Here is a 19,896-nt window from a genome sequence, read left to right on the forward strand (position 1 = left end):
ACCAGCGCCAAGGCCGCTCCGAAGAAGCCCGCCGCCAAGCGCACCACCAGCGCCAAGGCTGCCCCGAAGAAGCCCGCCGCCAAGCGCACCACCAGCGCCAAGGCTGCCCCGAAGAAGCCCGCCGCCAAGCGCACCACCAGCGCCAAGGCTGCCCCGAAGGCGAAGCAGTCGACCACTGCTGCCGAGAACGGTGGCAGCGCGAAGAGCATCGCCGCCGTCGAGGGCGGCGTTCGCGTGTGGTTTGAGCGGCTGTCTGATTTCCAGGTGCCGAGCTGGGAACTGCCTTCATTCGAGCTACCGAGCCTTGATCTGCCCACTATTGAGTTGCCCGAGGTGGAACTACCCAGCCGGGATGATGTCCGGGTAAAGGTTGTGCAGGTGCTAGACGATATCCAGGACGCAGTCATGGCCGCGCCGAACCGGGCGCAAGAGATTGTGGTTGATCTGCGCGAATCGGTGACCAAGTCGGTCGTATTGATTCGTGAGGCCGCGGGTATCTGATCCGTTCGGTTGCGGCGCTTCGCAGCAGTGCTGCGCTGCTGCCGGTGACCAGGGAGTCGATGCTGACAACCGGTGCGCCGACGCTGTCGTTGAGTTCGATTAGTGACGTCGAGGATTGATGTCAGTGGCAATGTCGGCTGTCCCGCGGCGTTGCCATCAGGTAGGTTCGCATCGGAGGTAGGTCGTCGTGCTGTTGTCAGGTCTGCAAAATCTCGTTGACTGGGTGCTCTTTGGGCTGTTTGCGATTATCAAGATCTGGGCCTTCGTTGACTGCCTACGGCAGTCCGAGCGTGCATTCCCAGCAGTGGGACGCCAGTCGAAGCTGTTGTGGCTCATTTTGACCGGGATCGCAGCGTTGACGGGCCTGGCAGTCGGCCCGCTTAACCTCATTGGGATCGCCGGCCTCGTTGTCGCGCTGGTCTATCTCTTCGACGTGAAGGTGAAAGTCGGCGAGATCAGTCGCTAATACGGTGCGACTTCCCCACTGACCATCCCGGTCGGCGAGCCGGTATGGCTCTGTTAGCCCAAAGTGCTCGGCTAACCCAGCAGCACGTCGTCAGCGTCCACGATTGCGTAGGCATATCCCTGTTCTGCTAGGAATCGCTGTCGCTTGGCGGCGAACTCGGCGTCAACGGTTTCCCGGGTCACGATCGAGTAGAAGTGAGCGGTACGGCCGTCTGATTTGGGTCGCAGCACTCGACCTAGCCGTTGCGCCTCCTCCTGGCGGGAGCCGAAAGTTCCGGAAATCTGAATGGCGACGGTGGCTTCCGGTAGGTCCACCGAAAAGTTTGCGACCTTCGACACCACCAGTACTTGGATTTCACCTTCGCGGAACTCGCCAAACATTCGCTCGCGCTCCTTGACTGGAGTCTTGCCGGTGACCAACGGAACCTCGAGATCGCTGGAAATCTGTTCTAGTTGATCCAAGTACTGTCCGATGATTAAGACCTGCTCGCCTGCGTGGCGGTCTAATAGCGCTCGGACTACCCGAATCTTTTCCGGGGCATGAGCGGCTAGTCGGTAGCGATCCTCGAACTCAGCAGTGGCATAAAGAGTTCGATCGTGCTCTGACAGCGAGACGCGCACCTCGGTGCAATCTGCGGGCGCAATCCAGCCCTGGGCCTCGATTTCCCGCCAGGGCGCGTCGTATCGCTTGGGTCCGATCAGGCTGAAGACGTCCTTTTCGCGGCCGTCCTCCCTAATCAGCGTGGCAGTGAGGCCGAGTCGACGTCGAGCCTGAATGTCTGCGGTGAATCGGAACACCGGCGCCGGCAGTAGGTGGACTTCGTCGTAGACGATCAGACCCCAGTCGCGAGCATCAAAGAGATCCAAGTGCTGGTATTCGCCGCCGCGGCGGGTAGTCAGTACCTGGTAGGTGGCGATCGTGACTGGGCGAATTTCCTTGCGGGCGCCGGAGTATTCGCCGATCTCCTCATCAGTCAGCGAGGTGCGGCGAAGCAACTCGGCCTTCCATTGCCGTGCGGCCACGGTGTTGGTCACCAGAATCAAGGTGGTGGCGCTGAGCTCCGCCATAGCGGCCGCACCGACGATGGTCTTACCGGAGCCACAGGGCAGCACTACAACGCCGGAGCCACCGGCAAGGAAGCCGGCTACCGCTTGGCTCTGGTAGTCCCGCAAATCCCATTCTTGGTCGTCCAAAGCGATCTCGTGACGTTCGCCGTCGACGTATCCCGCCAAATCCTCCGCTGGCCAGCCCAATGTGATCAGGACCTGCTTTAGGCGACCCCGCTCGCTGGGATGAATACGAACGGTTTCGTCGTCCAGTCGGTCACGGACCAGCGGCTGCATCTTCTTGCTGCGCAACACCTCGGTCAAGATCGCGGGTTCAGTTGTGGAGAGTACGAGACCGTGAGTTGGATGATTTTGCAGCGTCATCCGGCCGTAGCGGGCCATAGTCTCCGCGACGTCCACAAGCAAGCCGTTGGCAACTGGGAATCGGCTGTAGCGAATCAGTACGTCGACAACCTGCTCCGCGTCGTAGCTGGCGGCACCGGCGTTCCAGAGCCCGAGATCAGTGATCCGATAGGTGTGGATGTGCTCTGGGGATCGCTCTAGTTCCGCGAACGGGGCGATGTCGTTGCGGCACTGCTCAAACTGCTCGTGGTCAACCTCGAGGAGCAGAGTCTTGTCGCTTTGGACTATCAGCGGGCCATCGGTCATCGAACCATTGTCCCTCATTGGCGCGCGAGCGACCTTTCGGTACCGATTTGGTCGAGGTGCTAGCCACCGTGCGTGCTGGCGGCCGTGACACGGGCGAAGGGCACCACGCGGATCTCACTGCTAGTGAGATCGAACGCGCACACTTCACCGTCGGAGACTGCCAGCGGCTCAACTAGGTGTGTCTGCGGTGTGCCGTCGTCGTCGCTAAACCGGAGCCACAGCTGCTCGTGGGACAACGAAGCGCGGTTGAACAACGCGCGCAGATCGGCGGCGGGTAATGGCTGCAGATCGTTGGGCGGGTGAAGTTCCGGATGATGTCGCTGCTCGACCCGACGCAGTGAACTCACGATCCGGTGGGGATCTGGCATTGACCCGCTGCTCCCTGAGGCTGCCCGGGCGGGGGCCGCCAACGGAGCGCTGCTGCCAGTGTCCTCGAGTACTTCGTGACCAAGTTGTTTGATCAAGCGGACTAACTCGGCTGCCGGCACCTGAGATCCCAGTACTCCGGGCGCGAGGAGTTGCAGACCACATTCCGCCAAGGCTGGATCTTGGACCAATGAGGCCGCGACTTTCTCATCACAACGCACGACCGCGGCCAGTGAAACAACCGAGATGGCGGCACGTTGCCGATCGGTATCCGTGAGGAGGACTTCCAGTGCCTGCGGAATCGGGGTCTTGGATAATCCAGCGAGCCACTCCAAAACCTCCTGGGCAGTTTCTCCTTCGCCGATGGCTCGCCGCACCGATTCGGGAGTAAAGCGGACCACCGCGCCCGCCCCGCTAGATTCGGTTTCTGCTAATCCCGCCAGTCGGCGCTCTACCGCTCGTGGCAGCGGACCTAGGGCAGTAGCCGTGAGATCCGCCTGCAAAATCAAGTCGGGAGATAGTGCAGGGAGGGCGGATCCGATCAGTGGCGCTAGCGCAACCGGATCGGCAGCAACCAGTAGTTGCTGAGTCGCTGCACTAGCTCCGGCAACGGTCACTAGGCCAAGCATGCGGGCTTCGCTGAGGACAGCTGCTAGCTCGGTGGCCGCGATCGGATGACGAGGCCGGGACCACGCTAGCCATTCCAGAGTGTGTTGCGGGGCTACCGCTACAGCCGCGCGCAGTACCTGCCGGCGTTGCGTCTCCGCTGCTGGATCCGGTCGCAGACTCAAAACAGCGGCTGGGTCAGAACTCGGAGTCTGCGGCAACGACAGCCAAGCCACCACTAGCGCCGCCCAGCGCTGCTCGCGGGGGAGTGTGCCAGCATCCTGGAAAGAGGTTGTCGGCAGTAGCTGACGTGAGCCGTCGTCATCTAGCCAGCCCAGTTCCCAACATAACGAGACGACGAGCGCGAGGTCGCCCGCTGCGAGATCAGTGGCGATAAGTGCCTCCTGCCAATCACGACTGCGCAAGGCGCCGTTGGCCTGTCGGGTGAGGGGTTGTCGAGTCGTGAGATCTACGAGACGGTCCACGGCTCGAAGGAGCTGGTCAGCCACATGGCCGGTATCACGTTCGGCATCCGCAACCGCGTCTCCGGAATCCTCCTCGGCGAAGGTGGGTGGATGCAAGGGTGGCTCTTGGATCAGCAATCCGTTCCGAACTGCCAGCGCCACGGTACGGGACAGCACGAGTTCTCCGGTGTCGTCGGCGGCAAGTAGCTTTCTTTCAGTTAGCCAGTCGATCACCGCTTGGTCGAGTGGTCTGTCTGGATGCAGCGGTCGCACCTGCCAAGCCAGCTGTTGGATCTTCTCCGCCACCTCGGCTGGCGCCGCGGCTAGTTCGTTCAGTAACCATTGCGGCTCTGCTGCAATCCGGGAAATGCCGCTAGCGTGGCCTCGATCCCGTGGCTCGAGGCCGCAGGGTGTTCTGCCGACAATCTCGCGCACGGCTGAGGGCACGCGCAGGTCTGCGGTACTGCCCCAGAGCAGCGCCCGCTGTATGAGGGCCGTCACGATGATGTCCAGTTGGGAATCAGCTGCTACTTGATCGAGACCCGCGCTGAGGTCGGTGATATCAAAGCGGCCGGCTCCTGCTAGCGCACAGGCTGCTTCGAGAACTGCCAATTCGCCGGCAGTAGTGTCGGCCATTGCCTGCAGCGCGCTTGCTGCGGTATTAGCTCGCATCGCGAGGTCGGCGAAGGACTTCGGAATGGGTTGAAGCAGATCAGGCCGCGACTGCAGCAGGGTGGCGATGCTTGCGTCACTGCGCCGACGTAGGTCGTCGGCCAAACTGCGCGGTACGGACATGCCTTGACGATATTCCCCTCGCCGCGACGACGCAGCAAGGTGTCCGGCCCTGAACGTTCAGGGAACGACGAAGGGCCCACTCCCCAGCGGGAGCGGGCCCTTCGTTCGTAGGGTGTCGGGACTAAAAGTCCATGCCACCCATGCCGCCCATGCCACCGGGATCGCCGGCAGGCATAGCAGGAGCGGGCTCAGGCTTGTCCGCAACTACCGCTTCGGTAGTCAGGAACAGGCCGGCAATAGATGCTGCATTCTGCAGTGCGGAACGCGTGACCTTCGCCGGATCGATGATCCCAGCGTCGATCAAGTCCACGTACTCGCCGTTCGCGGCGTTGAGACCGTAGCCGGGCTCAAGGTTGCGGACTCGTTCGACGACCACGCCGCCCTCAAGACCGGCGTTGGTGGCGATCTGCTTCAACGGTGATTCGGAAGCGGTGTTGACGAGCGCGGCGCCAGTGGCCTCATCGCCATCTAGCTCCAGCTTCTCGAACACAGCGGCCGCGGCCTGCAGCAGCGCGACGCCACCACCCGGCACAATGCCTTCTTCGACGGCAGCTTTCGCGTTGCGGACTGCGTCCTCAATGCGGTGCTTGCGCTCCTTGAGTTCAACCTCAGTTGCAGCGCCGGCCTTGATGACGGCAACGCCACCGGCCAGCTTGGCCAGCCGCTCTTGCAGCTTCTCGCGGTCATAGTCGGAGTCGCTGTTGTCGATCTCGGCCCGAATCTGATTGACCCGACCGGCGATCTGCTCAGCGTCACCGGAGCCCTCGACGATGGTGGTTTCATCCTTGGTGACGACCACCTTGCGAGCACGACCCAGCATGCTGATGTCCGCGCTCTCTAACTTCAGGCCGATCTCCTCGGAGATCACCTGACCACCGGTGAGGATCGCAATGTCCTGCAGCATGGCCTTGCGGCGATCGCCGAAGCCCGGTGCCTTCACCGCGACCGACTTAAAGGTGCCGCGCACCTTGTTGACGATCAGCGTGGCGAGGGCTTCACCTTCGACATCTTCGGCGATGATGGCCAGCGACTTGCCGGTCTGCATGACCTTCTCCAGCAGTGGGAGTAGGTCCTTCACCGAAGAGATCTTGGAGTTGGCGATGAGGATGTACGGATCCTCAAGCTCGGTCTCCATGCGCTCTGGATCGGTGACGAAGTACATCGACGTGAAGCCCTTGTCGAAGCGCATACCTTCGGTGAGCTCCAGTTCGAGCCCGAAGGTGTTGCTCTCCTCGACGGTGATGACGCCTTCCTTGCCGACCTTGTCCATCGCCTCGGCGATGATCTGGCCAACCTCGTTGTCGCCAGCTGAGATGCTGGCGGTCGCGGCGATCTGCTCCTTGGTTTCAACCTCTTTAGCCATGTCCAACAGCTGGGCGGAGACGGCTTCAACAGCCTTCTCGATGCCACGCTTCAGGCCCATCGGGTTAGCTCCGGCGGCCACGTTGCGCAAGCCCTCGCGGACTAGCGACTGTGCGAGCACCGTTGCGGTAGTGGTTCCGTCGCCAGCGACATCATCAGTCTTCTTGGCGACCTCTTTGACGAGCTCAGCGCCGATCTTCTCGTACGGCTCCTCGAGCTCAATTTCCTTGGCGATTGACACGCCATCATTGGTGATCGTGGGAGCGCCCCACTTCTTCTCCAGGACAACGTTGCGACCCTTAGGTCCCAAAGTGACCCGGACGGCATCGGCAAGGGTGTTCATTCCCCGCTCGAGTGACCGGCGCGCTTCCTCGTCGAACGCGATCATTTTCGACATCTGGTGCGTTCCTCCGAAAGAACTATATGAACGGATCCGGCTTGCCGCCCGCGACAGGCGACCCGCTAGACGCCCTTCCTTCCAGGCGCCTCACGAATCTACGACAATCCGGTTAGGTGGCACTCGCGGTGTGCGAGTGCTAACACCATGATTAGCACTGTACCCCAGTGAGTGCAAGCCCCTATCAACGGCACAAGCCAACGGTCGGTCATCCTTCGCTCGCCGCTGAATTCGCGCCATGAACGACCGCGGCTCGGACAGTCAACAGATCGATCGGAAAAGAGCGATTCCGGTGCGCCGAAGGTCGGACACGCGTCCGCTGCACTGAGCAGGGTGGTTGATGGCCCAATTATGGCGCTCAGCAGTACAGCTCCGGTTGCGGTCTTCCCCGAGTCGCCCCCCCAAGGACGGTCGCTACCGGCTCGCGTCAATCGCGTGGGCGTCCTTCGCGCACTCGCCCCACCAACTGCGTTCTGGCGTGACAGAATCAAAGTAGGTGATGTAACCGGGCGCTGCGTCGTCGGAGCGGAGGACATGATGAGTAGGCACCAAGGGAAGCGTGAAGATCCCGCCGATGACGTCGTGCAGGAGCTCTACAACGAAATCTCGGCCGACCTGGGCACTGATGGCCCAGTGGAGACCTTCGGGCACCCAGAAGAAAACGTCGTCGGGCGACTAGTGGAGGAAGGCGAGGGTGCTCACCCCGACGTCACCGCCGAGGCGTTGGCGACCGATAGTCACGACACCAGTGACCTATCCGCCGAAGAAGCGGCGATTCACCTAATACAGGAAGACTAGAAACTTCCGCCAGGCAGATCTGCCACCAGTGGGCTGGACTCAGCGGGCCGGTTCAGCAACCACCAGCGACGGCTGGGATTACCGCGATGGCCGCGGTCTCAGTCAGTGGCGTGGCTAGACCGCCGGCGAAGCGCACGTCCTCGTCATCCACGTAGACGTTGACGAAGCGGCGCAGTTCACCGGAATCATCCAGGATGCGGGCGGTGATGCCTGGGGCTGCTGCTTCCAGCGAATCAAGAGCGCTGGAAAGCGTTGCACCGGCATCAGCGAGGGTCAACTCTCCCGCTCCGTCGGTGTAGGTACGCAGGATGGTCGGTATGCGAACGGTTACGGCCATAGTTTTCTCCAATGGTTGTCCGGGCCAAGAGTCGGCCCGGGTGTTGGTTGGTTGTGTTTGTTGCTTGCTGGTCTAGTTCAGGGCTTCTCGTACTTCGGTGACGCGGGGTTCGATCACGGCGGTGGGACCGACGGAGTCAGCCACCGCGTCTAAGGTCTTGAGGCCGTCACCGGTGTTGAGAAGTACCGTCTCAGCGTCGGATGACGCGGCGCCGGACGCTAGCAGGCTCTGGAAGGTAGCCAGCGTGACCCCGCCAGCGGTCTCGGCAAAGATTCCTTCGGTTTCGGCTAACAACTTGATAGCGGAAACAATCGCTGGATCGCTCACGCTTCCAATCGCCCCACCAGTACGGCGTACGGCGTCGAGCGCATACGGGCCATCGGCAGGGTTGCCAATTGCCAGACTCTTGGCAATCGTGTTGGGTTTCACCGGTCGCACGACCTGTTCGCCTTCGCTAAAGGCCGTGGCCACGGGGTTGCAGCCATTCGCTTGGGCTCCGAAGACGCAATAGCGAGATTGTTCGATGAGACCCAATTTCGTGAGTTCCCGCCACGACTTGTCGACCTTGGTCAGTAGCGATCCGGAAGCCACCGGAATGACGACCTGGTCCGGGGTCCGCCAGCCCAGTTGCTCGGCGATCTCGTATCCCAGTGTCTTGGAGCCTTCGGCGTAGTAGGGCCGCAAGTTGACGTTCACGAACCCCCAGTTAGCGGTCACCGGATCGCCGATGAGTTCGCTACAGAGCCGGTTGACGTCGTCGTAGTTACCCTCAACCGCCAGTAGCTTGCCGCCGTAGGTGGCGGTAGTGACCGTCTTCCCCGCCTCCAGGTTGGCGGGAATCAGTACTACCGAGTCCTGTCCGGCACGAGCCGCAGCGGCTGCCACCGCATTGGCCAGGTTGCCGGTTGAAGCGCACGCCAACGTAGTAAAGCCCAGCCGGCGTGCGGCGGACTGCGCCACCGCAACCACACGGTCCTTGAATGAGTGCGTCGGGTTACCGCTGTCGTCCTTGACCCACAGCGGGGCGGTCATGCCTAGTCGATCAGCCAGATTGTCGGCTCTCACTAGCTTTGTCATGCCTGGAGCCAGGTTTGCTTCGTCCTTGGCGTTGGGCGCTACCGGCAGCAATTGCGAATATCGCCACAGCGACTGCGGACCGGCCGCAATCGATTCTCGCGTGATTCCAGCGAAGTCGTACGAGACTTCTAGCGGGCCGAAACACTCGATGCAGGCGTAAGCCGCTCCCAATGGGTATTGCGCCGCACATTCGCGACAGGTAAGCGAGGTGGCCTGCCCGAAACTGGGGGCAGCGGATACCTCGGTAGTAGGTGCAGTGGAGATAGTTGTCATGAAGACCCCTCATCTTTCCCGGGTGGGACGGATTTGGCACCAATCGCTAGGACGGTTGCCGGGGCTTCATCGGGCCGTTTCCCTCTGCCCCTCTGGATGAGACTGTTTAGTTGTGGTGGGGCGGTGCGCATCAGCGCTACGCCTGCCTGACACTGTACTAGTAGTGCAGTTAATTATGAAGGGCTGCCATCGCTGGAAGGGTTGTCACATGCAGGCTGAAGCGCGTGAGTGGTTTGCCGCTCGCACGTCGGCTGCTGCTGATTGGCCGCTAACTGATCTCCTTGCTGCCAAGGGAGATCAAAAGGTCGATGTCATTCTTCCCGCGCAAGATGAGGCCGCGACAGTTGGCAAGATCGTCGCGGAGGTGCGAGCGCAGTTGATGCAACCTACCTGCGGGCTGGTCGACACCCTCGTCGTTGTGGACTCGGGAAGTGTCGACGAGACGGCCGAGGTGGCAGCCGCAGCTGGGGCGCGAGTAGCCAGTATTCACGAGGTACTCCCCGACATCCCTGCACGGGACGGCAAGGGTGAGGCCATGTGGCGGGGGCTAGCAGCAACCTCGGGAGACCTAGTGGTCTTTGTCGATGCTGATCTGCGGTCCTTCACTGCGGAATACGTGATGGGATTACTTGGGCCGCTGCTGCTGGTCGATGACGTGCAACTAGTCAAGGCGGTCTACGATCGGCCGCTGATCACTGAGCAGACTCGAATAGCAGCGGGTGGTGGTCGAGTGACCGAGATCATGGCTCGGCCGTTGATCAATGCATTGTGGCCGGAATTGGCCGGAGTTGCTCAGCCGCTGTCTGGTGAGTACGCAGCTCGGCGCACATTACTGGAATCGCTGACTTTCCCGTGTGGCTACGGCGTGGAGATAGGGGTGCTGGTCGATACCTACGAGCGGTACGGGTTGGCGGGAATTGCTCAGGTAGACCTTGGCCAGCGGCAGCACGAGCATCAAGATGCCAGCCAACTATCGCGCATGTCTGCGCAGGTACTGCACGCGGCACTCACCAGAATCGATGCTGCGGGCAAGGTCTACGCCGCACCCGAGCAGGTCACGCTGCCGTCATTTAGCCATGACGAAGCCGGATTCGGTCTCTCTGTGAACAACGTTCAGACTAGTGAGCGGCCACCATTGCGCTCGTTGGGTGCCTACCGAGATCGAACTCGGTAGTTGGGTCGATACTACCCGACGAGCAAGAGCGCTTGCGACTAGCTGCGATGACCCGCAGACCGAGCTTCTTGCCGCGCCTGCCGGAGCCGCCGGAGCCGCCGCACCAGTACTGGATCAGCGTTCAACGCCGCTTCGGTGTCGATGAGTCGGTTGAGTGTTTGGTAGTACCGAGTGGCACTGAAATCGAACTGTTCGCGGATGGCATCTTCTTTCGCGCCCCCGAAACGCCACCAGCCTCGCTCGAAGTCCAGAATCCGGAGTTCCAGTTCGCTGAGTTCGGCTCCACTACCAGCCCCGACGATTTCGGAACCCATGACTGCCGTAGTGGTGCTCATCAGTCTTCCCCATCTCTCCAGAGATTCGTCTGGCGTCTTCGCGGTTGCCTTAATGGCGGTTGCGAGTTTCGCTCGATCTCGAGGCGTACCCCGCCACCAGCGAGATATCTACATACTAAGGGGCGGCTCCGACATCGTCGTTAGCGCGACACCCGCCGATAGAAAATCAGGCAGTCGGTGATTATCGCCTTGCCTGTTCGGGGAACGGGGAACGGGGAACGGGGAACGGGGAACGGGGAACGGGGAACGGGGAACGGGGAACGGGGAACGGGGAACGGGGATATCCGAAGATTAGGATTTCGGGTCGCGTCCAGAGACCCGCCGAGCGAAGAGGTAACCCCAGCCGTTGGTAGACCAGTGCAGCCCCATGGGGGGCAGCAGTGAGCCGGTTCCGATCCGTAGCAGCGAGAAGATGAACCCGCCGATGGCGGTGGTGATGACTGATCCCACGATGGCGATGATGCGGGCCCGGTTGCCACCCACTTCACCGATGCGCTGGTTCCGCAGATGGAGGTCCAGCGAGGGCAGGATGTGCCACAAACCAAAGAGCAGCGCTGACAACACCGTGGCCCAGCCGACGCCATAGCGGCGGGCCAGCATCGCCCAGAGCACCGCCCGAAAGGCAATCTCCTCAAACAACACAGTTCCGAATGGCAGTTCGACGAGTGCCTGCCAGAACAAGCGTGGCAACGACAGTCCCGCAATGTTGTTGTCCCGGAAAGCCTCGCGAGTGCGCCGCCAGATTGATCCGATCGCGTAGACCGCGAAAACGATCGCCATCAGGCCAGCGCCCCAAATGGCACCGGAGATCCATGTATTGGGCGCGAGACCAAGATCTCCCCAGGTGCAACCGTCCAACAGTCCCAGCGCGAGTACGACTACGGACCCGCCCAGCGTCCAGAACAGGTAATAGCTCTGAATGGCTTTGTTTGCAGCGACGTTGATCATCAACATCAGCACGACGACCGCAATGACCGGCCAGATGGGCAGCCCGGTTTCGATCTGGGGCAGTTGAACACCCCAAGAGGTCAGCCACTCGTCGAGCACAGAACCTCCTAAGGACAGGGGGCGGATGTCACCGCCCGTAGACGTGGTGAGTTGTGGGTTCCCGATCTTGAGCTGTGGCTACTCGCCGCCGACGCGAGCGTTGACCAGTTCCTCAGTGCAGGTGTCGATCTGATCTCGTTCCGCCTCGGAGAGGTTGGGGTTACCAGCAATCTCGAGAGCGACCTCACTGAGTTCTTGACTGCGTTGGACGAGTTCCTCCGCCTTACCGGCGTCGTTTGGATTGTCGAGAAAATCCCGGTATTCCTGTACGGATTCACTAACCTGCTGGCAATACTCATCAGCAGATGTACTCGCACCACTGGTGCCGTCACCAGTGTCGATCTCGCCCTCGGCCTCCGGGGCGAAGGTTGGCGTTGAGTCAGCCGAATCGGTTGACTCCGCGGAGTCGCTGCTGGAACAGCCAGAAAGCGCCATGATGATTACCAGGCCAGCGGCCGAGGCAAGTTGAAAGCGATTCTTCAGCGTCATTGCGCACTCCAAATGAGTGGTTTGTCGTGGACAGTTGTCCTGAGCATAGTTGCCAATAGCTTCGATGGGTTCGCCGACCGGAAAACCTGCTCTGAGAAGGTGTGGACATGGCAGTGGATTGGCAGCGATATCTAACGCGGTATCACCACGATCACCCCGGAATTACTGAGCGAGTGCTAGCGCGGAGTAGCAATGGGGCCAATCGCAATCCGTATCAATGGTTGATCGAGGCACTGCCAGTCGCGCCCACCACCGTGGTGGATTTGGGGGCCGGAAGCATGCCGCTGCGCCCAACGCTGCCTGTGACAACTCGCTACCTCGGCATTGATCGCAGTCCGGCCGAGTTGCAACGTGGTCGCAGCATCGGGCGACGGGTGGCTGTTGCGGCAGACATGAGTCACTTGCCGGTCGGGTCGGGAGCGGTAGACGTGGTGGTGTCCTCCATGGCGCTGATGTTGGCAGAACGGCTGGACCTGGTGATGGCCGAGATCGCGCGGGTGCTGCGCCCAAGTGGAGTACTGGCAATGATGCTGCCCACGCCCTGGCCACTACGAATCTCAGATATCGAACCTCTAGTGCGGCTCAGTATTCCGTTACGCGGACCTGGCGCGATGCCGCAGGTAGTGTCGGTCAGCCGGATTCGCCGTGAGTTGGCGGAAGCGGGACTAGTGGTGACGGATGTTGCCCGGGAAAGGTTTGGTTTCCGATTGCTGCAGCCCGCCGATGCGGCCTTGGCGGTGTCAGCGCTGTATACCCCTGGCCGCAGCCAGGCCGCCAAGGATCGAGCGGTAGCTAGTCTGTGCAGACTGCGGATAGGGACCGAACTACCGGTTCCGCTACTACGGGTCGTCGCGCAACGCCGGTGATGCCGACTTGGTCGCGGTGGCGTGCTGCTAGGTAGTTGCCGAAAGTTCTGCGGCGCCGAAGGAGACGCTGAACCGATCGCACCAGATGGACACGCTGCTGAGTTGATCGAGGTCCACTTTTGTCGGGATCTTGTAGTTCTGATTGCCGATGTTGCCCTTGAGTGGTCCGAGGTCGACATGTTCATCGTCATCGAATACGAACCAGCCGTCGGTGCCAGGGACGACTGGGGCAGCCGCTAGCCACACCTTTAGATCCGGGCCATTGCTCGTTTCAAAATTCTCCAACCGCAGGACCCGATCACCGTCGGGGAGTTCCACAACCTTGGCCGTGCCGGTGGTCTGGTGTTCGTGGCTAATGAACTTGCCCTTCGCAACAACTTTTGGTGCTGGCTCGGGTTCGGGGGCTGCGCTACTCGTAGGATTCGGAGAAGTGGTTTGCGACGTGGGTGCAGCCTCATCAACTACGTCATCTACGAAGAGTTTCCAGGGCTGAAACAGCCACGCACCCGCCGCGAGACCAGCGATAAGGAAGATGACGATTGGTGCGATGACTATCGGCCGGAGCCAAGTGTCGCGCCAACTGTAGTTCTGGTTGGCAGTTTCAGTGGTTCCGATATCGCCAGGATCCTGCTCGTCCACGATTTCCTCCATCACCACTTCCACGGTACCCGTCGAAGTAGTTGCGGTGAAGACAACGTCAGGCGACGTGTAGGGAAACTGCGTGCGAGGATTTGGTGGCGTTGGGTTCGGTCACTACCTGAGCACTGTTTCTTCGTTGATCGTTCGTCCGCAGTTCACCTTTTCAGATGTTGGTGTTGGGTTGGCTTCTCCTACGCTCTCGGTATCGATCAAGAGATCTGATTTACACATTTGGAGGTAAGGGTGAAGATCACCCCATTTGCTCGGGCGACTGTCCTAGCAGCAGCCGGAATCCTGGCACTCTCAGCATGTTCAGAGAGCGGCTCAACGGACGCTGATGGCGGCTCGACACTAGATATTGATTGTGCCAGCGGCACGCTAAGCTCCGAGGGCTCGTCGGCCCAGGGCAACGCAATGACCGAGTGGATTAAGCAGTACCAACTGGCTTGCCCCGACGCCACGGTCAACTACAACCCCACTGGCTCGGGTGCTGGCATTCAGCAGTTCCTTGCTGGTCAGGTGGCGTTTGCTGGCTCTGACTCGGCTTTGGACGCTGAAGACAGCGAAGTTGCTGATGCGAAAGAGCGCTGCGAAGGTAACGACGCATGGAACCTACCGATGGTGGTTGGACCAGTTGCCGTTGCATACAACGTCGAGGGTCTCGACAAGTTGGTGCTGAATTCCGAGGTAACCGCGGATATCTTCTCCGGAAAGATCAAGAAGTGGAACGATCCAGCTATTGCCGATCTCAACGCGGGAGCCTCGCTACCTGACGCCCCGATCACGGTGTTCTACCGTTCCGATGAGTCAGGTACCACGCAAAACTTTGCTCAGTACCTGAATGCGGCGGCACCGAAGGCTTGGCCGGATGAACCCAGCAAGAGCTGGACCGGGACCGGCGAGGGCAAGGAAAAGTCCGCTGGTGTGCAAACCGCCACGGTTCAGAACAACAACTCCATTACCTACGTGGAGTGGTCCTACGCTCGCGACGGCGGTCTGGGTATCGCCGAAATCGATAACGGCTCTGGTCCGGTCGTGCTCTCCGGCGAGAGCGCTGGCAAGACACTCGACGCTAGCGAGGTCGTAGGTTCTGGCAACGATATCGAGATGGAGATTGACTACAGCACCTCCGAACCGGGCGCATACCCGATCGTGCTGGTGACCTACGAGATCGCCTGCTCTGCCGGATTGAGCGAAGAGGATTCCAAGCGGGTTAAGGCCTTCTTGACCTACACCGCATCCGACGATGGTCAGAGTGTGTTGGACGCACTGGGCTACGCTGCCCTGCCGCCCACGGTCGCCGATAAGGTGCGCACCGCAGTGGCTGCCTTGCAGTAGGTTCGTTGTCCCGGACGGGATCGCCCCACCGCGATCCCGTCCGGGACATCACTGTTGTGAGCGGCAAAGTAACAACAGTCACAAAATATTGTTCGGCTTGCTGAACCACCAGCCCTATCGGGTTTAGGCTCGCTCTAGCAGCGCCTAGCCCCCTTTTACAAACAACCACGAGGACCAATGAGCACGACGACTGACCAAGACCCGGACGACGTTCTGCTCAGGCAGACCGGTCGTACTGGAGACCGAGTCATTGGGTTCTTGGCGAGCGGCTCGGGAATCCTGGTCATCGCTACCGTCGTTGCGGTAGGTGTCTTCCTGTTATGGCAGGCAATTCCCTCGATTCTGGCGGATCAGGTTCCCTTCTTGACCTCGCGGGAATGGAATGTCCAAAATCCAGATGATCTTCGTTTTGGCATCCTGGACCTAGCCTGGACCACGATCCTCAGTTCGGTTATGGCCATGGTGATCGCGGTACCTATCGCCATTGGCATTGCCATCTTCATTACGCAGTACGCACCGCGACAAATCGCCAAGCCGATAGCTTCCCTGGTCGATCTGCTTGCTGCGGTTCCCTCCATCGTCTATGGCCTGTGGGGCATTCAAGTCTTCGCGCCGGCGATGAAGCCGTTCGGCGACTGGCTGAGTGAAACCGTTGGCTGGTTCCCGCTGTTCGCTCCTGGGCTGACCTCACCGGGGACGGTGTACTCCATCGGTTTGGTACTTGCGATCATGATCCTGCCGATCATCACGGCGATCAGTCGCGAGGTCTATGACCAGACGCCCTTGCTGCACAAGGAAGCGGCACTCGCGCTCGGTGCCACCAAATGGGAAATGGTGCGTACCACGGTGTTGCCCTTCGGCCGCCCGGGCGTGATCTCCGCATCCATGTTGGGCCTCGGTCGAGCACTGGGTGAAACTATGGCGGTTGTCATCATCCTCTCCAAGCCGGCACCGGGGAGTGAGTTCAATCCATCGATCTTTGCTGGTGGTGAAACCTTCGCGTCCAAAATCGCCAACAACGCGGCTGAGTTCGACTCACCAGAAAAGACTGGCGCCTACATCGCAGCTGGTCTGGTGCTGTTCGTGATGACCTTCATCGTGAACGCCATCGCGCGATCCATCATCGCCAAGCGCAAGGACTTCACCGAATGAGCACCACTGCGCAGCAACGGAACAGTCCGGAGTCTCCCTCCTCGTTGACCCCGGTTACCGGCCGTCGACGATTGGTCGACCGCATGATGCGCGTCGTGGTCTTCTGCGCTTTCTTGCTTGCGATCATCCCGCTGGTCTGGGTGCTGTGGATCACCATAAGCCGAGGTATCTCGTTGGTGATTACCCCCGAGTGGTGGACCACCTCCATGCGCAATGTGGGTCCCAACGACTACGGCGGCGGTGCCGCGGCGGCGATCCAGGGCACCTTGATGCAAGCGGGAATCGCCACGCTCATTGCGGTGCCAGTAGGGGTGCTGGCGGGAATCTACTTGGTGGAGTATCACGACAAGCCGTTCGTGAAGCCGGCATCTTTCATGACTGATGTGTTGACCGGTATTCCCTCGATCGTTTCCGGACTTTTCATCTACGCGCTTTTCATCACCACCCTCGGTTTCAACCGGATGGGCTTACTGGTGTCACTGGCGCTGGCGCTATTGATGGTCCCGGTGGTAGTGCGTGGCACTGAGGAGATGCTGCGGATCGTTCCCAACGAATTGCGCGAAGCTTCCTACGCGCTCGGAGTGTCGCGGTACAAGACCATCACCAAAGTGGTGCTTCCCACCGCCATGAGCGGAATCATTACGACGATCATGTTGGGTATCGCCCGAATTATGGGAGAGACCGCTCCGTTGCTGATTCTGGTCGGCTACACCGCTTCACTCAACCCTAATCCTTTCCAAGGCGAGCAGGCGGCACTGCCGCTGATGATCAATGTTGAACGCGGCAATCCGCTGCCCCCCGGCCAAGAGCGGGCTTGGGCAGCCGCGCTCACCCTTATCCTGATAGTGATGCTGCTCAATATCGGAGCCAGATTCATCAGCCGCTTCAGTGGAATCAAGAGGTAGCGAAAACAATGTCGAAAACCATCGAGGCAACAAACGTCAACGTCTACTACGGCAAATTCCTCGCTGTCGAAGGCGTATCGATGCACATCGCCAAGAACGCAGTCACCGCCTTCATCGGACCCTCCGGTTGCGGCAAAACCACCTTCATCCGCTCGCTCAACCGGATGATTGAAACTATCCCCGGTGGCCGGGTTGAGGGTCGCATCGAGATGAATGGGGTCAACATTCTCGATGAAGAGGTAGATCCAGTAGCGGTACGTCGTGATGTGGGGATGGTATTCCAACGTCCCAATCCCTTCCCCACTATGAGCATTTTCGAGAATGTCGTGGCGGGTCTGAAACTGAATGGCATCAAGAGTAAACAGGTGCTGCGCGATACCGCGGAGGAGGCGTTGCGCAGCGCGAATCTGTGGGATGAGGTGAAGGATCGCCTCGATCGTCCCGGGGCTGGCCTGTCTGGCGGTCAGCAGCAACGACTCTGTATTGCCCGAGCGATTGCGGTGAAGCCGGACGTTTTGCTGATGGATGAGCCGTGCTCAGCCCTAGATCCGATTTCTACGCTAGCCATTGAGGATTTGATCATGAATCTCAAGCGGGAATACACCGTGGTGATCGTGACCCACAACATGCAGCAGGCTAGTCGGGTTAGTGACACCACAGCGTTCTTCACGCTGTCAGCGGTGGGAGAACCGGGTCATCTCATTGAGATGGGGACGACTGAAAAGATATTCAGTACTCCGACTGAAAAGGCCACCGAGGATTACATTACTGGCAGATTCGGCTAGTTCGCCGGAAGGTGTGGCGGCTCGCGAGGCAGTCGTCGTCAGTGAAAAGTATGGATGTGTAGTCGGGCCATTTGCGTGCCGTTGAGTGGCTGTGCGGTGGCGTATGAGGTGGGAAGAATCCGGCGGAAAAGCCGTGGTCGACGATCATTCTCGTCACCACTGAACTGCCGATGCAGGTAGGTCAGAATGGAACTCATGGTTCACCTCGAAGAATAGGTAACTCTAGGGTACTTCAAGGTTAACAAAAAGTGAATAGCAGATCGATGAATCGTCACAATCAGGCATCTCGGACATATTGAAAGAGTTCGATCTGCGTCGCTAAATCTGTGGTGGCGGTCCGCCTGGATTAGTTCTTGTCGGTTCGCAGTGAAAGCTTGACCTTGGGGCCGTAACCGAAAGTGTTCCTCGCCCGCACTTCTACTGGGTATTTCTTGCCGGATTTGAGTTTTGACCAGGTCCACTTGTAATGGTTCTTCTTGCTGGACTTGAGTTTCTTGGCCTTCTTCGCTTGCCAGCCCTGCCACTTGCCGCCTAGCTTGATTCTGGTTTGGTACTTGGTGATTTTCGTGCCGCCATCGCTCTTGGGAACTTTCCACGTTGCGGTCGCGCTGTTGGAAGTGGTTTTGCCTGACTTCAGTTTCCGAACTTTCCCCGGTGTCTGATACGGCAATACCGGCACCTGTCGCTCGATATATGCCAGCCGGTTCGGGCTGCCCGGTTTACTCAAAGACAGCGTTCCGGTGGTCGCGGACTTGGCTACGAGATTGGTGATATCCGCAGCGTCTGCGGTGGGATAGAGGCTCCACAACACAGCGGCCACTCCGCTGACTGCTGGCGCTGCCATGGAGGTTCCGGAGAGGACGTTCTCCTGCCCCAGCAACCCCACCGAAGAAATCCCAACACCCGGAGCCCAAGTGTCCAGACATGAACCGTAGTTGGAAAATCCGGCTTGCCGATCTCTGGGATCGGTGGCGCCGACCGTGATCACTGCTGGCTCGCTCGCGGGTGATTGGGTGCAGGCATTGGCAGTGTCGTTTCCGGCGGCCGCTACCGTCAGGATCCCGCGGGAAACCGTTTCTGCGATGGCCGCATCCATTAGGTCACTTGTCGGGCCACCAAAACTCGCGTTGATGATCGCCGGACGTTCCACGTTCTCCGCGATCCAGTTCAGCGCCAGGAGCAGTCCGGAGCTTTGGCCTTGACCAGCACAGTTCAAGACTCTCACCGAATGAACGATGGCCTGTTTCGCAACCCCATACGTTGTGGAGAGTGCGGTGCCTGCCACATGGGTACCGTGCCCCTGACAGTCATAGGCGGAGTTCGCGACAGTGGGTAGGTAGACACCCTGGCCGACGCGGCCAGCAAACTCCGGCAGGTTGACGTTGACCCCGGAATCAACCACATAGACATGCACACCCGCGCCCGTGCCGACCGGATCAAAGATCCCATCCAGCGGCAGTGAACGTTGGTTGATCCGGCTGAGATTCCAATATGGGGTGGCTGTTGTTGCTGTGGTCGCGGATGGCGTGGAGGCGGTAATGGTGTGGTTGCGCTCAACCTTTCGAATCAGCGGAGACTTGCGAAGCCGCTGGAGTTGTTTGCTGTTGAGGTCGACGGCTGCGCCGTTGAAGATCGGACCCCGCACGCCAGCAATATCTTCCTTAGCCAGCCGGGCGCCAGCTCGGCGCAGTATGCTGCGCGTTGATCCGTTGGCGAATCCGGCGAACTTCACGAGGAAACTTCCTTGGCTATCACCAAGAACCCGGCCGCTTCCATTCTTTTCGCCCGTGCCAATGTCCCCGCTGAAGGTGGCTGATTCGGTCGGAGGAACGGGAGCGGCCACCGCATGTGGCGCCAACAATCCAAGACCGATGAGAGCGGTCGGAAACAGGATTTTCCAGCTGAGCGACTCTGACAACATCCACCCCGATCCAGCCAGTGGCTACCGCGACGAGTACTACCTGCCTGGCGGTCCTCGAGCCAGAACAAATGCGACTACCGGTGCCGTG

Annotated in this window: 20 protein-coding genes and 1 riboswitch; of the genes, 9 read left to right on the top strand and 11 right to left on the bottom strand. The window is 60.0% G+C overall.

Going from position 1 to position 19,896, the window contains the following annotated elements:
* A partial coding sequence (locus K0U62_07045; protein ID MCH9801269.1) for a hypothetical protein occupies positions 1 to 501 on the top strand: 501 nt, incomplete at its 5' end.
* A 187-nt stretch (positions 502 to 688) separates the two neighbouring features.
* Complete coding sequence (locus K0U62_07050) at positions 689 to 967, top strand: DUF2516 family protein (protein MCH9801270.1); 279 nt, start codon at positions 689 to 691, stop codon at positions 965 to 967.
* Positions 968 to 1,038: 71 nt separating this feature from the next.
* Here K0U62_07050 and K0U62_07055 read toward each other — a convergent pair whose 3' ends face one another.
* The 3 genes from K0U62_07055 to groL form a co-directional block, all read right to left on the bottom strand.
* Positions 1,039 to 2,682, bottom strand: coding sequence for a DEAD/DEAH box helicase (locus tag K0U62_07055; GenBank protein MCH9801271.1), 1,644 nt, complete (start codon positions 2,680 to 2,682; stop codon positions 1,039 to 1,041).
* A 59-nt stretch (positions 2,683 to 2,741) separates the two neighbouring features.
* A complete protein-coding gene (locus K0U62_07060) occupies positions 2,742 to 4,913 on the bottom strand; it encodes a helicase-associated domain-containing protein (protein ID MCH9801272.1) in 2,172 nt (723 codons plus the stop codon).
* Between the two features lie 121 nt (positions 4,914 to 5,034).
* Positions 5,035 to 6,672: a chaperonin GroEL gene (gene groL, locus K0U62_07065; protein ID MCH9801273.1), complete on the bottom strand. Its 1,638-nt coding sequence runs from the start codon at positions 6,670 to 6,672 to the stop codon at positions 5,035 to 5,037.
* Positions 6,673 to 7,209: 537 nt separating this feature from the next.
* On the opposite strand from groL, the gene K0U62_07070 reads away from it, so the two are divergent.
* Positions 7,210 to 7,470, top strand: a complete 261-nt coding sequence (locus K0U62_07070; GenBank protein ID MCH9801274.1) for a hypothetical protein — start codon at positions 7,210 to 7,212, stop codon at positions 7,468 to 7,470.
* A 52-nt stretch (positions 7,471 to 7,522) separates the two neighbouring features.
* Here K0U62_07070 and K0U62_07075 read toward each other — a convergent pair whose 3' ends face one another.
* Together K0U62_07075 and thrC are read right to left on the bottom strand one after the other, a co-directional pair.
* The gene (locus tag K0U62_07075) at positions 7,523 to 7,807 is read right to left on the bottom strand and encodes a MoaD/ThiS family protein (protein MCH9801275.1); all 285 of its coding nucleotides are present in this window, start codon (positions 7,805 to 7,807) and stop codon (positions 7,523 to 7,525) included.
* 72 nt (positions 7,808 to 7,879) lie between these two features.
* Complete coding sequence (thrC, locus tag K0U62_07080; protein ID MCH9801276.1) at positions 7,880 to 9,157, bottom strand: threonine synthase; 1,278 nt, start codon at positions 9,155 to 9,157, stop codon at positions 7,880 to 7,882.
* 6 nt (positions 9,158 to 9,163) lie between these two features.
* Positions 9,164 to 9,260, bottom strand: a riboswitch (SAM riboswitch).
* A 105-nt stretch (positions 9,261 to 9,365) separates the two neighbouring features.
* On the opposite strand from thrC, the gene K0U62_07085 reads away from it, so the two are divergent.
* Positions 9,366 to 10,331, top strand: coding sequence for a glucosyl-3-phosphoglycerate synthase (locus tag K0U62_07085; GenBank protein ID MCH9801277.1), 966 nt, complete (start codon positions 9,366 to 9,368; stop codon positions 10,329 to 10,331).
* A 38-nt stretch (positions 10,332 to 10,369) separates the two neighbouring features.
* On the opposite strand, the gene K0U62_07090 is transcribed toward K0U62_07085, so the two are convergent.
* From K0U62_07090 to K0U62_07100, 3 genes are all read right to left on the bottom strand, one after another.
* Positions 10,370 to 10,645 carry a DUF3263 domain-containing protein gene (locus K0U62_07090; protein ID MCH9801278.1) on the bottom strand — a complete coding sequence of 92 codons (276 nt, stop codon included), beginning with the start codon at positions 10,643 to 10,645 and terminating at the stop codon, positions 10,370 to 10,372.
* Positions 10,646 to 10,957: 312 nt separating this feature from the next.
* Positions 10,958 to 11,713, bottom strand: coding sequence for a CPBP family intramembrane metalloprotease (locus K0U62_07095; protein ID MCH9801279.1), 756 nt, complete (start codon positions 11,711 to 11,713; stop codon positions 10,958 to 10,960).
* Positions 11,714 to 11,791: 78 nt separating this feature from the next.
* Positions 11,792 to 12,202 carry a hypothetical protein gene (locus K0U62_07100; GenBank protein ID MCH9801280.1) on the bottom strand — a complete coding sequence of 137 codons (411 nt, stop codon included), beginning with the start codon at positions 12,200 to 12,202 and terminating at the stop codon, positions 11,792 to 11,794.
* 107 nt (positions 12,203 to 12,309) lie between these two features.
* Between K0U62_07100 and K0U62_07105 the strand changes: the two genes are divergently transcribed.
* Positions 12,310 to 13,068 (top strand): class I SAM-dependent methyltransferase, encoded by a 759-nt coding sequence (locus K0U62_07105; GenBank protein ID MCH9801281.1) that lies wholly within the window; start codon positions 12,310 to 12,312, stop codon positions 13,066 to 13,068.
* Positions 13,069 to 13,095: 27 nt separating this feature from the next.
* On the opposite strand, the gene K0U62_07110 is transcribed toward K0U62_07105, so the two are convergent.
* The gene (locus K0U62_07110) at positions 13,096 to 13,719 is read right to left on the bottom strand and encodes a DM13 domain-containing protein (GenBank protein ID MCH9801282.1); all 624 of its coding nucleotides are present in this window, start codon (positions 13,717 to 13,719) and stop codon (positions 13,096 to 13,098) included.
* Between the two features lie 231 nt (positions 13,720 to 13,950).
* On the opposite strand from K0U62_07110, the gene pstS reads away from it, so the two are divergent.
* The 4 genes from pstS (at position 13,951) to pstB (ending at position 17,887) form a co-directional block, all read left to right on the top strand.
* Positions 13,951 to 15,045: a phosphate ABC transporter substrate-binding protein PstS gene (pstS, locus tag K0U62_07115; GenBank protein MCH9801283.1), complete on the top strand. Its 1,095-nt coding sequence runs from the start codon at positions 13,951 to 13,953 to the stop codon at positions 15,043 to 15,045.
* A gap of 177 nt (positions 15,046 to 15,222) precedes the next feature.
* Positions 15,223 to 16,197 (top strand): phosphate ABC transporter permease subunit PstC, encoded by a 975-nt coding sequence (gene pstC / locus K0U62_07120; GenBank protein MCH9801284.1) that lies wholly within the window; start codon positions 15,223 to 15,225, stop codon positions 16,195 to 16,197.
* Complete coding sequence (gene pstA, locus K0U62_07125; protein MCH9801285.1) at positions 16,194 to 17,102, top strand: phosphate ABC transporter permease PstA; 909 nt, start codon at positions 16,194 to 16,196, stop codon at positions 17,100 to 17,102. The genes pstC and pstA overlap by 4 nt, the downstream gene beginning before the upstream one ends.
* 8 nt (positions 17,103 to 17,110) lie before the next feature.
* A complete protein-coding gene (pstB, locus tag K0U62_07130; protein MCH9801286.1) occupies positions 17,111 to 17,887 on the top strand; it encodes a phosphate ABC transporter ATP-binding protein PstB in 777 nt (258 codons plus the stop codon).
* Between the two features lie 38 nt (positions 17,888 to 17,925).
* Here pstB and K0U62_07135 read toward each other — a convergent pair whose 3' ends face one another.
* Together K0U62_07135 and K0U62_07140 are read right to left on the bottom strand one after the other, a co-directional pair.
* A complete protein-coding gene (locus tag K0U62_07135; GenBank protein MCH9801287.1) occupies positions 17,926 to 18,084 on the bottom strand; it encodes a hypothetical protein in 159 nt (52 codons plus the stop codon).
* Positions 18,085 to 18,233: 149 nt separating this feature from the next.
* Positions 18,234 to 19,808, bottom strand: a complete 1,575-nt coding sequence (locus K0U62_07140; GenBank protein MCH9801288.1) for a S8 family serine peptidase — start codon at positions 19,806 to 19,808, stop codon at positions 18,234 to 18,236.
* Positions 19,809 to 19,896 lie beyond the last annotated feature (88 nt).

The sequence above is a fragment of the Actinomycetes bacterium genome (assembly GCA_022599915.1).
In the GTDB taxonomy this organism is placed as follows: Bacteria; Actinomycetota; Actinomycetes; order S36-B12.

Bases quoted from the DNA above. Each gene is read 5' to 3' on its own strand.
- K0U62_07055 (MCH9801271.1), bottom strand. From the start codon at position 2,682: ATGACCGATGGCCCGCTGATAGTCCAAAGCGACAAGACTCTGCTCCTC.
- K0U62_07060 (MCH9801272.1), bottom strand. From the start codon at position 4,913: ATGTCCGTACCGCGCAGTTTGGCCGACGACCTACGTCGGCGCAGTGAC.
- groL (MCH9801273.1), bottom strand. From the start codon at position 6,672: ATGTCGAAAATGATCGCGTTCGACGAGGAAGCGCGCCGGTCACTCGAG.
- K0U62_07070 (MCH9801274.1), top strand. From the start codon at position 7,210: ATGAGTAGGCACCAAGGGAAGCGTGAAGATCCCGCCGATGACGTCGTG.
- K0U62_07075 (MCH9801275.1), bottom strand. From the start codon at position 7,807: ATGGCCGTAACCGTTCGCATACCGACCATCCTGCGTACCTACACCGAC.
- thrC (MCH9801276.1), bottom strand. From the start codon at position 9,157: ATGACAACTATCTCCACTGCACCTACTACCGAGGTATCCGCTGCCCCC.
- K0U62_07085 (MCH9801277.1), top strand. From the start codon at position 9,366: ATGCAGGCTGAAGCGCGTGAGTGGTTTGCCGCTCGCACGTCGGCTGCT.
- K0U62_07090 (MCH9801278.1), bottom strand. From the start codon at position 10,645: ATGGGTTCCGAAATCGTCGGGGCTGGTAGTGGAGCCGAACTCAGCGAA.
- K0U62_07100 (MCH9801280.1), bottom strand. From the start codon at position 12,202: ATGACGCTGAAGAATCGCTTTCAACTTGCCTCGGCCGCTGGCCTGGTA.
- K0U62_07105 (MCH9801281.1), top strand. From the start codon at position 12,310: ATGGCAGTGGATTGGCAGCGATATCTAACGCGGTATCACCACGATCAC.
- K0U62_07110 (MCH9801282.1), bottom strand. From the start codon at position 13,719: ATGGAGGAAATCGTGGACGAGCAGGATCCTGGCGATATCGGAACCACT.
- pstC (MCH9801284.1), top strand. From the start codon at position 15,223: ATGAGCACGACGACTGACCAAGACCCGGACGACGTTCTGCTCAGGCAG.
- pstA (MCH9801285.1), top strand. From the start codon at position 16,194: ATGAGCACCACTGCGCAGCAACGGAACAGTCCGGAGTCTCCCTCCTCG.
- pstB (MCH9801286.1), top strand. From the start codon at position 17,111: ATGTCGAAAACCATCGAGGCAACAAACGTCAACGTCTACTACGGCAAA.
- K0U62_07135 (MCH9801287.1), bottom strand. From the start codon at position 18,084: ATGAGTTCCATTCTGACCTACCTGCATCGGCAGTTCAGTGGTGACGAG.
- K0U62_07140 (MCH9801288.1), bottom strand. From the start codon at position 19,808: ATGTTGTCAGAGTCGCTCAGCTGGAAAATCCTGTTTCCGACCGCTCTC.